The organism is Salinivibrio kushneri, from assembly GCF_027286325.1.
Taxonomy (GTDB): domain Bacteria; phylum Pseudomonadota; class Gammaproteobacteria; order Enterobacterales; family Vibrionaceae; genus Salinivibrio; species Salinivibrio kushneri_A.
This window is the reverse complement of record NZ_CP114588.1, coordinates 2,297,508-2,309,328: the sequence shown is the minus strand read 5'-3', so window position 1 is coordinate 2,309,328 and position 11,821 is coordinate 2,297,508. Positions and strand designations below refer to the sequence as shown.

Genomic DNA, 11,821 nt, shown 5'->3' with positions numbered 1-11,821 from the left:
ATGGCGCATCTTAATTACAACCACCTCTACTATTTTTGGATGGTCTGCAAGCAAGGTTCGATCACCCAAGGGGCGGACAAACTTTGTTTAACACCACAAACAGTAACGGGGCAAATCCGAGCGTTGGAACAGCGCTTAAATGGCAAGCTCACCAAACGCAATGGCCGTTATGTTGAGCCCACGGAGCTGGGTCAGCTCGTTTTTCAGTATGCGGATCGGATGTTTGGCTTAAGTTATGAGATGCTGGATATCGTTAACTATAGCCAACAAGAAAACATCTTATTTGATGTTGGCGTGGCCGATGCTTTATCTAAGCGACTGATTAGCCAGATTTTACTTCACGCTATTCCGAACGATAATGCCATCCATTTACGCTGTTTTGAATCGACGCACGAGATGCTACTCGAACAGCTTTCTCAGCATAAGTTGGACATGATCCTGTCCGATTGTCCGGTCGATTCCACACAACAGGCAGGGCTTTTTAGCGTCAAGCTTGGTGAGAGCAGCATGAGTTTGTATTCCTCTAATCCCGCAGAGCCACCCGATGTCCCGCTACCGATCCGTTTGGCGACGCAAAAGGTACTGATGCCGAGCAAAGCAACGGCCATGGGACGCAAACTCAGCCAATGGTTTGATCAGCAGGGGATTGTCCCAAACATATTGGGTGAGTTTGATGACTCTGCACTAATGAAAGCTTTTGGCATTAGCCATCAGGCGTTATTTATTGCTCCCACCACTTATGCTGAAGAAGTGACCCGCTTGGGGCAGGCTGTACAAATTGTCGAGCTGAGCGCAGTTAAAGAAGAGTATTATGTAATATTCGCTGAACGGATGATCCAGCACCCAGCGGTCAAGCGGATTTGTGAGGCAGATTACAATCGCTTATTTGTTTAGTTACAGACAGACATAAAGATCGTGCTAGACTCACGGCAATGAGTATTAATCAATGATGGAAGTTGAATGGATTTAGCCCGTATGCAGCAGAATGGGCCGAAGGCGGTAAACTTGCTCAAGGCCATGGCCAACGAAAAGCGCCTGTTCATTCTGTGTTATTTATTGCAAGGAGAGTTGTCAGTAGGGCAGCTGGTGGAGCGCGTGCCTTTGAGTCAGTCCGCGTTGTCTCAACACCTTGCTTGGCTTCGTAAAGACGGCCTAGTCGTCACGCGTAAAGAAGCGCAAACCGTGTATTACTCGCTAAAAAGCCATGAAGTTGAGGCGGTTATCCAGTTATTACATGACCTGTATTGTAAGGAAACCGTGGATTGACCCCATCCTTAAGCAATAAAAAAACCGGCCGAGGCCGGTTTTTTTTATCGCTTTGCAAAGAGCAAAATTACAGCGCTTTAATTTGTGCTGCGAATGCTGCTTTGTAACGAGCTGCTTTGTTCTTGTGGATCAGGCCTTTGGTGGCTGAACGATCAAGAATAGGCTGAACTTGTGCAAAAGCAGCAGTTGCCGCTTCTTTGTCGCCTGCAGCGATAGCTGAAGCAGTTTTCTTCATATAAGTGCGCATCATAGAGCGACGGCTTGCGTTGTGCTGGCGACGCTTCTCAGACTGGATCGCACGCTTCTTAGCAGATTTGATATTCGCCAAGGGTCTAACTCCCAAATCTTTTTGTTCGGTGACATTTCAAGGCGGAGGACTATGCCTCTTTTTACCTCTATTGTCAATTCATTTGTGCAAAGATCCGCCGCTCCAACGATGTGTTGGCGCTGCGGGGTTATCACAGTTAATATGGCGGCTGATTCTATCAGCATTTCAGCCCCGACGTCACCTATATTTCCATTTCTTCTCTCTGTCTGCGGTTGTTCGGCGTGACGAAGAAAAAAGAAAGCGCGACAGTGACGCGTATTGGGCACGTGTTTTCAAGAGGTAACCGTGAGTAAGCGACTTTTACGCTCTGGGCTCATCGTGAGCACCATGACATTGGTGTCCCGAGTTTTAGGACTGGTGCGCGATGTGGTCATTGCGAACTTGATGGGGGCTGGGGCGGCCGCCGATGTGTTCTTTTTTGCCAATAAAATTCCGAACTTTCTGCGCCGTTTGTTCGCGGAAGGGGCTTTCTCACAAGCGTTTGTCCCTGTATTGACGGAATACCAAGCGCTAGATAAAGATGACGACACTCGCTCGCAATCGCGTGAGCTGGTGGCCAATGTGGTCGGAACCTTAGGAGGGCTGGTCACCCTTGTCACCTTGCTCGGGGTGATCGGCTCGCCAGTGTTAGCGGCGCTGTTTGGTACCGGGTGGTTTGTTGATTGGTTAGAAGGGCGACCTGATGGGGCTAAATTCGAGCTTGCCAGCTTGATGCTCAAAATTACGTTCCCTTATTTGTGGTTTATTACTTTTGTGGCGCTATCAGGGGCGATCCTAAATACCTTTAATAAGTTTGCGGTTTCAAGCTTCACCCCCGTTTTTTTGAATATCGCCATCATTGCAGCGGCGATTGGGCTTTCTCCACACCTTGCTCAACCAGAAATCGGCCTGGCGATTGGTGTGTTTGTTGGGGGCGCGGTGCAGCTTTTGTTTCAACTGCCTTTTTTATCGCAAGAGGGGATGTTGGTAAAACCTAAATGGGGATGGCGCCATCCTGGGGTTGTGAAAATACGCCAGCTTATGATCCCTGCATTGTTTGGCGTCTCAGTAAGCCAAATTAACCTATTATTCGATACCTTTATCGCCAGTTTCTTGATGACTGGCTCAATCAGTTGGCTGTACTACTCTGACCGCTTGCTTGAGTTTCCGCTCGGTTTGTTTGGTATTGCCATTGCCACCGTTATCTTGCCAGCGTTATCGAAAAAGCATGTTGATCAATCGCCTAAGCAATTTGCCGCCACGATGGATTGGGGCGTACGCATGGTGTTGTTGCTTGGGATCCCGGCGATGGCTGGGCTCATCGTGCTGGCAAAACCGATGCTGATGGTACTCTTTATGCGGGGCGAGTTTGGTGTGCCCGATGTTCAGGCGGCAAGTCTATCACTGATGGCGTATGCCTGTGGTCTGGTTAACTTTATGGTGATCAAGGTGCTTGCGCCTGGTTACTATGCCCGTCAAGACACCAAAACGCCTGTTAAATACGGGGTCATTGCCATGGTGAGTAACATGGTTTTTAACGCCATTTTTGCTTACTTATTTAGTTATGTCGGGCTTGCGATAGCTACCGCATTATCGGCAGTTATCAACGCAGGGCTCCTCTATCAAGGGCTACACCGTCAGGGTATTTACCGGTTATCACGTGCAACCATTGGCTTTATTGTTAAGCTGCTCTTGGCGGTAAGTGTGATGATCATTGGGTTGTACCTTGTGATGCCAGCGCTGTCTCAGTGGGTGTCGATGTCTTTGCTATCGCGCAGCGTCACGCTCGCAGGACTGATTGTAGGTGGTGGGGCACTGTATCTTGTCACGGCGTTGTTGACAGGAGTGAGATTGAGTGACATTCGCCACCATGGGTAATAGAAAACGCGGATTATCAATCCAGGGCTGATTGCCAGCGCCGACTAGTATATAATCCGCCAGTTTTAATAGTTCAAATAGTCAGCAGGCAATGGAATTAATTCGCGGTATCCACAACATCCGGACGCAACACCGAGGCTGTGTACTGACCATCGGTAATTTCGATGGTGTCCACTTGGGCCACCAAGCGGTTTTGCGTCAAGTGGTGGAAAAAGCGAGAGCGCTCGGGCTGCCTGCGACTGTGATGCTGTTTGAGCCACAACCGCTTGAGCTATTTTTGGGTGAACATGCCCCCGCTCGTCTATCGCGATTACGCGATAAATATACTCAGCTTGCTAAGCTGGGGGTCGATAGGCTGTTGTGCGTGAGTTTTACCCCGGCATTCGCTGCGATGAGCCCCGATGCCTTTGTTGACCGCTTGTTGGTCAATCAATTGGGTGTTAAGTTTCTGGTGGTGGGTGATGACTTTCGTTTTGGTCTCAAGCGAGCGGGCGACTTTTCCCGTTTAGTGCAAGCCGGACAAGAGCATGACTTTGCAGTTGTCAGCACCGAAAGTTTTTGTGTCAGTGATCGTCGCGTGAGTAGCACCGCGATTCGTGATGCGCTTTCCGCCGGTGAGATGAAAGCCGCGGCCGATATGCTGGGGCGCCCATACAGTATCTGTGGTCGAGTTGCCCATGGGCGCAAACTAGGACGAACCATTGGTTTTCCTACGGCGAATGTGTTGCTTAAGCGCCGGGTCTCGCCCGTTTCTGGCGTCTATGCGGTAACGGTGGCCATCAATGGGCAATCATTGCCTGGGGTGGCGAATGTAGGAAACCGCCCTACGGTCAACGGCACGCGCCAGCAACTCGAAGTGCACCTTTTTGATCACACGCTCGACTTATACGGCAAACAGCTTGAAGTGAGTTTGTTACATAAGTTGCGTGATGAAACCAAATTTGCGTCAGTTGACGCTTTGAAAATGCAAATTCAACGAGATGCATCAGCCGCGCGTGCGTGGCTGGCTGATGCCAATAATGTCTAGAGTGTAACCTCCATACGGAATCAATAATCAATGAGTGACTACAAAGATACCTTAAACCTGCCGGAAACCGCGTTTCCGATGCGAGGTAATCTTGCTAAGCGTGAGCCTGATATGCTCAAGCGTTGGTACGATGAAGATCTTTACGGTGCAATCCGTCAAGCGAAGAAAGGCAAAAAAACATTTATTTTGCACGACGGTCCTCCGTACGCGAACGGCAACATTCATATTGGTCACTCTGTTAATAAAATTCTCAAAGACATTATTATTAAATCGAAAACGCTGGCGGACTATGACGCACCGTACGTCCCTGGCTGGGACTGCCACGGTCTGCCTATCGAGTTGATGGTAGAGAAAAAAGTCGGCAAGCCAGGTCAGAAAATTTCTACCGCCGAGTTCCGTGAAAAGTGCCGCGAATATGCCGCCAAACAAGTGGAAGGCCAAAAAGCGGACTTTAAACGCCTTGGCGTGTTAGGTGAGTGGGATAAGCCTTACCTGACCATGGATTTTAATACCGAAGCCAATATTATCCGTGCATTGGGTAAAATTGCTGGTAATGGCCACCTACACAAAGGCTTCAAGCCTGTGCATTGGTGTACAGACTGTGGCTCGGCACTCGCTGAAGCCGAAGTTGAATACCAAGATAAGACATCACCGTCTATTGATGTGACTTTCCGAGCGGTTGATGAGCAAGCATTGGTCAACGTATTTACATTGGCGGGCGATCACCAAGGCGAAGGCCCAGTATCAGCGGTGATCTGGACCACGACCCCTTGGACTTTGCCTGCAAACCGAGCGGTTGCCGTTGCGGCGGACTTGGAATATGTATTGGTGCAGGTTGAAGGTGACCAGCCACAGCGCTTGATCCTTGCCGCAGAGCTGGCAAAAGATGTGATGGATCGCGCTGGCATTGAGCACTATCACAACCTTGGTTTCTGTAAAGGTGAAGCGCTAGAGCTTCAACGCGTGCAGCATCCTTTTTACGATTTTGATGTGCCAGTGATCCTGGGTGATCATGTCACCACCGAATCCGGTACGGGTGTGGTTCACACAGCGCCGGGCCATGGTCAAGAAGACTTTGTGGTGGGACAAAAATACGATCTCGAAGTGGCTAACCCAGTTGGCAGCAATGGTGTTTATCTGCCGGACACGCCACTGTTTGCCGGTCAACACGTGTTCAAAGCCAACGACAATGTGATTGAAGCGCTGAAAACACACGGAGCGTTGCTGCATCATCACGCTTATGAGCACAGCTACCCGCATTGCTGGCGCCACAAAACACCGATCATTTTCCGCGCGACGCCACAATGGTTTATTGCCATGGACAAAGCGGGTCTGCGTGACAAAGCGTTGCAAGAGATTAAGAACGTTGAGTGGATCCCGGACTGGGGACAAAGCCGCATTGAGTCGATGGTGGAAGGGCGTCCAGACTGGTGTATTTCTCGTCAGCGTACTTGGGGCGTACCCATCGCACTGTTCGTGCATAAAGAAACCTCCGAGCTACACCCGGATACGCTCAACCTGATTGAGCAGGTGGCTCAGCGTGTAGAAAAAGCCGGTATTCAAGCGTGGTGGGATCTCGATCTTAACGAACTGTTAGGCGATGACGCTGACCAGTACGAGAAAGTTTTGGACACCCTGGATGTGTGGTTTGATTCTGGTGCGACGCATTATGCCGTTGTGAATCAGCGTGATGAGTTTAACGGTCAAGAAGCCGATATGTACTTGGAAGGCTCGGATCAACACCGCGGCTGGTTCCAATCATCGCTGATGACGTCAGTGGCAATTAAAGGCCAAGCGCCTTACCGCCGCGTACTGACGCATGGCTTCACCGTTGATGGCAACGGTCGCAAAATGTCGAAGTCGCTGGGTAACACCATCATGCCGCAAGATGTGATGAACAAGCTTGGGGCTGACATTCTTCGCTTGTGGGTGGCATCAACTGATTACACTGGCGAAATTAGCGTGTCGGATGAAATTCTAAAACGCAGTGCCGATGCTTATCGTCGTATCCGCAATACCTCGCGTTTCTTGCTTGCTAACCTACACGGTTTTGATCCTAAAACTGACTTGGTTGCACCAGAAGACTTGGTGGCGGTTGATCGCTGGGCAGTGAGCCGCGCACTTGAGGCGCAACAAGAGATCACTGCTGCGTATGATGCGTGTAACTTCCACCAAGTGACGCAGCGTTTGATGCAGTTCTGCTCGATTGAAATGGGCTCGTTCTACCTCGATATCATCAAGGATCGCCAGTACACGGCCAAAGCAGGCAGCCATGCGCACCGCAGCTGTCAAACGGCGCTGTTCCACATCGTGGAAGCACTGGTACGCTGGATGGCACCGATTATGTCATTTACCGCCGATGAGATCTGGAATGAAATGCCGGGTGAGCGCAACCAGTTTGTCTTCACCGAAGTCTGGTACGACGGCTTATTTGACCTTGATCAGCAGGCTGTGCTCAACCAAGCGTTCTGGGCGAAACTGCTTAATGTGCGTGATGCGGTGAACAAGACCTTGGAGCAAGCACGTAACGAAAAAGTCATTGGCGGCTCGTTAGAAGCGGAAGTCACGCTCTATGCACCTGCTGATTTTGCCGAGAAGCTGCGCTTGATGGGTGATGAGCTTCGCTTTGTATTGCTGACCTCGAAAGCGACCGTGGTTGCCGGTGACGCGCCAGCGTCTGCCACGCAGACGGAGCTTGACGGTTTAGCCGTGGAAGTGGCGGCATCGAGTGCGGCTAAATGTGAGCGCTGTTGGCACCATGTTGCTGACGTCGGCACCATTGCAGGTCATGAAGAGATCTGTGGCCGCTGTGTGACCAATATTGCAGGAGAAGGCGAAAGCCGCCAATTTGCGTGATGCAGACTCTTTCCCTCTCGCAATCAGGTTGGCGCTGGCTTTGGCTGGCGCCGCTGGTCTTTGCACTTGATATCGGCAGTAAATGGCTAGTGATGCAAACCATGGAATATGGGTTTGCTCACCGCATCGAAGTATTGCCTTTCTTTAACCTAACGTATGTGCACAACCATGGCGCGGCGTTTAGTTTTTTAAGTGATGCGGGTGGCTGGCAACGCTGGCTGTTCAGTGTCATTGCGCTGGGTGTCAGCGGGCTATTGGCGTATTGGATGCGGCATACCCCGGCCAATAAACGCATGATCAATATCGCTTATGCCATGATCATTGGCGGGGCGCTAGGCAACCTGTTCGATCGCCTTGTTCATGGCTATGTGATTGACTTTCTTGATTTTTACCTCGGTAATTCGCACTGGCCAGCGTTTAACCTCGCCGACTCGGCGATTTGCGTGGGAGCGGCATTAATCATCTTGGATAGTTTTCGTCAAGGCCAGTCATCGACTAAACAAGGATGATGCGTATCTATCCCCATTACCGCGACGTTCTAAAAGGATGAATCATGACAGCAATCACAGCATCTAGTGAAGTCATTATGCACTTTACCATCAAACTAGAAGATGGTTCGGTCGCCGACACCACCCATAATGCCGGCAAACCGGCGAAGCTGGTCATGGGCGATGGCAGCTTGACGGAAAACTTTGAAACGTGCCTTCTTGGTTTAAAAGAAGGGGAGTCGAGCAGCTTCACCTTAGCGCCAGAGGACGCATTCGGCCAACCTAACCCGGATAACATCCATCACATGGATCGCCGCCACTTTGGCGGAGAAACGCCGGCAGAGGAAGGGGCGATCATCGCCTTTAGTGGGCCTCAAGGACAGGAGATCCCAGGGATCATTACCGCAGTCACTGGGGATTCTGTTACGGTTGATTTTAATCACCCACTGGCTGGGAAAACCGTCATTTTTGACGTTGAAATTATAAGTGTGCAATAAAGGCGGACACATGAAGATCTTACTTGCCAATCCCCGTGGCTTTTGCGCAGGGGTTGACCGTGCCATCAGTATTGTTGAGCGAGCGCTGGAAATCTACCAACCTCCCATTTATGTCCGTCATGAAGTGGTACACAACCGCTTTGTGGTGGAAGGCTTAAAACAGCGCGGGGCGATTTTTGTTGAGCAGATCAGCGAAGTCCCCGATGACAATATTGTGATTTTCTCCGCCCACGGCGTGTCTCAGGCCGTGCGCAATGAGGCCAAGTCGCGTCAGTTAACCGTGTTTGACGCTACGTGTCCGCTGGTAACTAAAGTGCATATGGAAGTGGCCCGCGCCAGCCGTAAGAACATGGAAGTGGTACTGATTGGTCACGCTGGTCACCCAGAAGTGGAAGGCACCATGGGACAATACGCCAGTGAAACCGGTGGGATGTATTTGGTCGAAACCCCAGAGGATGTGTATACCTTGGAGGTGAACGACCCCGATAACCTGCATTATGTCAGTCAAACCACCCTGTCGGTCGACGAAACGGCGGATGTGATTGATACTCTGCGTAAGGTGTTTCCTAACATCCAAGGACCACGCAAAGACGACATTTGTTATGCCACCCAGAACCGCCAAGACGCAGTGCGCGATTTAGCGCAAAGCTGTGATGTGATGGTGGTGGTTGGCTCAAAAAACAGCTCCAACTCAAACCGTCTGCGCGAGCTGTCCGAAAAACTGGGGACGCCAGGTTATTTAACTGACACGGCAGAAGATATTGATCCGGCCTGGTTTGAAGGCAAGCAGACGGTTGGGATCACGGCCGGCGCCTCGGCGCCAGAAGAGCTAGTGGATCAAATTATCGAGCGGATCAAGCAGCTGGGTGCGACACATGTTGATAACCTTGCTGGGCGTGAAGAAAACATGTTTTTTGAAGTACCTAAAGAGCTACAAATTCGTGAAGTCACCTAGAGTAATGGTCAATAAAGATAGGGGAGCGAACGCTTCCCTTTTTTTCGCCAATATACAAGTGTCAAGGAACGCGCTAGAGTGATTGGCTACCAAGAAGGAGCCAGTATACTGGCAGAGTGACAAAGGGGAAAATCATGGTACGTATTGCCATAGCCGGTGCGGCCGGACGCATGGGGCGCAACCTCATTCAAGCGGTTTCACAGTATCCAGACGCCGTGTTAGGAGCGGCGAGCGAAAGGCCTGAATCTAGCTTAGTTGGTACCGATGCAGGCGAGTTGGCAGGGATCGGCCGTTTGGGAGTGAATGTGGTGGACGATTTGCGTAAAGTCAGTGACGACTTTGATGTGGTGATTGATTTTACTGCTCCCGCTGCAACCTTGGCTAATTTAACGCTGTGCCAAGAAGCCGGTAAGCAACTGGTCATCGGCACCACAGGCTTTGATGAGGCGCAAAAACAAACCATTGAAAAGGCTGCAGTCTCAACAGCCATGGTGATGGCACCCAACTACAGTGTTGGTGTGAATCTTGTCTTCAAGTTACTTGAGCAGGCGGCGAAAGTGATGGGAGACGAGTGCGACATTGAAATTGTTGAAGCGCACCATCGCCATAAAGTGGACGCACCATCAGGTACTGCATTAGGTATGGGTGAAGCGATCGCCGGTGCGATGGGGAACCAGCTTAGTGATGTGGCGGTTTATGCCCGTGAGGGGATCACTGGCGAGCGGAGTAAAGACGAGATTGGCTTTGCGACCATTCGAGCTGGGGACATTGTCGGCGAACACACAGCGATGTTTGCCGATATTGGCGAGCGTGTAGAAATCACCCACAAGGCCTCTAACCGTAATACCTTTGCTAAAGGGGCGGTACGTGCCGCGGTATGGCTCAATCAGCATCAACGCGGTTTATACACGATGCAAGATGTCCTCAATCTTAAATAATTATTCATCGCGCTTCGGCGCGATGTTTTTTTATCCTCTCTTGTTTGCTTTTCCACATGTGCTTTTCATTCCCTTATTTCTTGTTCTTTACACGCCTCTCGTGAGCTTTAAGCGACAAAGTTGCTTTCATCAGTATTTAGTCATGCAAGGTAAACGTTTGCGAGATTGATTTTATTTTAAAGAGAGAAAAAACGAGCAATAAAAAAATCCTAATGCGTCACTTGGATGCTTTTTGCCCGCAAATCGTGGTTTAAGTTTGTTTTTATGGTGCTTTGATGGTGCTTTGTTAGTGAGTGACTAATAAAATAAAGAAAAATGTTGTGCTTCGATTGACAGGTAGCCGATGCATCCATAGAATGCGCGCAATTTGTCAAAATTCAGCTTGACGCGGGTTTTGATCTTAGATGGAATACGTGAATGCAACGTTAGTCGTAAAAAGTGCATTTCTATATAACTGGAGGTTGTCTTGAGCAAGTCTGCGCTCTTAGTCCTAGAAGATGGGACAGTGTTCCACGGTACCCCGATCGGCGCTGATGGCACCGCGGTGGGAGAAGTGGTTTTCAATACCTCGATGACGGGGTATCAAGAAATACTAACCGACCCCTCTTATTCCCGTCAGATCGTGACACTCACCTATCCCCACATTGGCAACACCGGCACCAACACCGAAGACGAAGAATCTAGCCAAGTCCACGCCCAAGGCCTCGTCATTCGTGATCTCCCCCTGTTAGCCAGCAACTTCCGCAATCAACAATCCCTTTCTGATTACCTCAAACATCACAACATTCTCGGCATTGCCGATATTGATACGCGCAAACTTACGCGATTATTGCGTGAAAAGGGTGCTCAGAATGGCTGTATTGTGGCTGGTGATAGTGTGGATGAGGCATTGGCTCTGGCGAAAGCGCAGGACTTTCCTGGCTTGAAGGGAATGGATCTCGCCAAAGAAGTGACCACCAAAGAAAGCTACAGCTGGACACAAGGCTCTTGGCAGCTTCATCAAGGCTTGCCTGACGCTACACCAGAGAGCGAGTTGCCCTATCACGTGGTGGCCTATGACTTTGGTGCTAAACGCAATATTTTGCGCATGTTAGTTGACCGTGGCTGTCGCTTGACCGTGGTGCCGGCGACGACACCGGCTGATGAGGTGTTGGCGATGAACCCGGATGGTGTTTTCTTATCTAATGGCCCCGGCGACCCAGCACCATGTGATTATGCCATTGAGGCAACACAAGCGTTTTTAGAAGAAGGCGTGCCTGTCTTTGGTATTTGCCTGGGTCATCAGATATTGGCACTGGCGAGCGGCGCGAAGACAGTAAAAATGAAGTTTGGCCACCATGGCGCTAACCATCCAGTGAAAGACATAGACCGTGGCGTGGTGATGATCACCAGCCAGAACCATGGCTTTGCCGCCGATAAAGACAGCCTGCCAGAAACGCTGCGCGCGACCCATGTGTCTTTATTTGATGGAAGTTTGCAAGGTATTCATCGCACCGACAAGCCCGCATTTAGCTTCCAAGGGCACCCCGAGGCAAGCCCAGGGCCGCATGATGCTGCCCCTCTTTTTGATCACTTTATCGATCTTATCAAACAACATCGCGCCTAATCG

At 50.3% G+C, this 11,821-nt stretch carries 11 protein-coding genes; 10 read left to right on the top strand and 1 reads right to left on the bottom strand.

Annotation, left to right across the window (positions count from 1 at the left end):
• Both nhaR and N8M53_RS10635 read left to right on the top strand, forming a co-directional pair.
• A complete protein-coding gene (gene nhaR / locus N8M53_RS10640) occupies window positions 1-894 on the top strand; it encodes a transcriptional activator NhaR (protein WP_269578759.1) in 894 nt (297 codons plus the stop codon).
• Between the two features lie 66 nt (window positions 895-960).
• On the top strand, window positions 961-1,266 hold the full coding sequence (locus N8M53_RS10635) for an ArsR/SmtB family transcription factor (protein WP_269578758.1): 306 nt from the start codon (window positions 961-963) through the stop codon (window positions 1,264-1,266).
• Window positions 1,267-1,333: 67 nt separating this feature from the next.
• Here N8M53_RS10635 and rpsT read toward each other — a convergent pair whose 3' ends face one another.
• Window positions 1,334-1,594 carry a 30S ribosomal protein S20 gene (gene rpsT, locus N8M53_RS10630; RefSeq protein WP_046075100.1) on the bottom strand — a complete coding sequence of 87 codons (261 nt, stop codon included), beginning with the start codon at window positions 1,592-1,594 and terminating at the stop codon, window positions 1,334-1,336.
• A gap of 285 nt (window positions 1,595-1,879) precedes the next feature.
• Here rpsT and murJ point away from each other — a divergent pair, with 285 nt between their 5' ends.
• From murJ to carA, 8 genes are all read left to right on the top strand, one after another.
• Entirely contained in the window at window positions 1,880-3,451 is a 1,572-nt protein-coding gene (gene murJ, locus N8M53_RS10625; RefSeq protein WP_420066585.1) for a murein biosynthesis integral membrane protein MurJ, read from the top strand.
• A gap of 91 nt (window positions 3,452-3,542) precedes the next feature.
• A complete protein-coding gene (gene ribF / locus N8M53_RS10620) occupies window positions 3,543-4,478 on the top strand; it encodes a bifunctional riboflavin kinase/FAD synthetase (RefSeq protein WP_269578757.1) in 936 nt (311 codons plus the stop codon).
• A 30-nt stretch (window positions 4,479-4,508) separates the two neighbouring features.
• Window positions 4,509-7,334 (top strand): isoleucine--tRNA ligase, encoded by a 2,826-nt coding sequence (gene ileS, locus N8M53_RS10615; RefSeq protein ID WP_269578756.1) that lies wholly within the window; start codon window positions 4,509-4,511, stop codon window positions 7,332-7,334.
• Entirely contained in the window at window positions 7,334-7,843 is a 510-nt protein-coding gene (gene lspA / locus N8M53_RS10610) for a signal peptidase II (RefSeq protein WP_269578755.1), read from the top strand. The genes ileS and lspA overlap by 1 nt, the downstream gene beginning before the upstream one ends.
• Before the next feature lie 44 nt (window positions 7,844-7,887).
• Entirely contained in the window at window positions 7,888-8,319 is a 432-nt protein-coding gene (gene fkpB / locus N8M53_RS10605; protein ID WP_077605583.1) for an FKBP-type peptidyl-prolyl cis-trans isomerase, read from the top strand.
• A gap of 10 nt (window positions 8,320-8,329) precedes the next feature.
• Window positions 8,330-9,274 (top strand): 4-hydroxy-3-methylbut-2-enyl diphosphate reductase, encoded by a 945-nt coding sequence (gene ispH / locus N8M53_RS10600; protein ID WP_269578754.1) that lies wholly within the window; start codon window positions 8,330-8,332, stop codon window positions 9,272-9,274.
• Between the two features lie 134 nt (window positions 9,275-9,408).
• Window positions 9,409-10,212 (top strand): 4-hydroxy-tetrahydrodipicolinate reductase, encoded by an 804-nt coding sequence (gene dapB, locus N8M53_RS10595; protein ID WP_269578753.1) that lies wholly within the window; start codon window positions 9,409-9,411, stop codon window positions 10,210-10,212.
• 466 nt (window positions 10,213-10,678) lie between these two features.
• Window positions 10,679-11,818 carry a glutamine-hydrolyzing carbamoyl-phosphate synthase small subunit gene (carA, locus tag N8M53_RS10590; RefSeq protein WP_269578752.1) on the top strand — a complete coding sequence of 380 codons (1,140 nt, stop codon included), beginning with the start codon at window positions 10,679-10,681 and terminating at the stop codon, window positions 11,816-11,818.
• Window positions 11,819-11,821: the final 3 nt, after the last annotated feature.

Excerpts from the sequence above, each read along its gene's own strand:
- nhaR (WP_269578759.1), top strand. The coding sequence starts at position 1 with ATGGCGCATCTTAATTACAACCACCTCTACTATTTTTGGATGGTCTGC.
- N8M53_RS10635 (WP_269578758.1), top strand. The coding sequence starts at position 961 with ATGGATTTAGCCCGTATGCAGCAGAATGGGCCGAAGGCGGTAAACTTG.
- ribF (WP_269578757.1), top strand. The coding sequence starts at position 3,543 with ATGGAATTAATTCGCGGTATCCACAACATCCGGACGCAACACCGAGGC.
- ileS (WP_269578756.1), top strand. The coding sequence starts at position 4,509 with ATGAGTGACTACAAAGATACCTTAAACCTGCCGGAAACCGCGTTTCCG.
- lspA (WP_269578755.1), top strand. The coding sequence starts at position 7,334 with ATGCAGACTCTTTCCCTCTCGCAATCAGGTTGGCGCTGGCTTTGGCTG.
- fkpB (WP_077605583.1), top strand. The coding sequence starts at position 7,888 with ATGACAGCAATCACAGCATCTAGTGAAGTCATTATGCACTTTACCATC.
- ispH (WP_269578754.1), top strand. The coding sequence starts at position 8,330 with ATGAAGATCTTACTTGCCAATCCCCGTGGCTTTTGCGCAGGGGTTGAC.
- dapB (WP_269578753.1), top strand. The coding sequence starts at position 9,409 with ATGGTACGTATTGCCATAGCCGGTGCGGCCGGACGCATGGGGCGCAAC.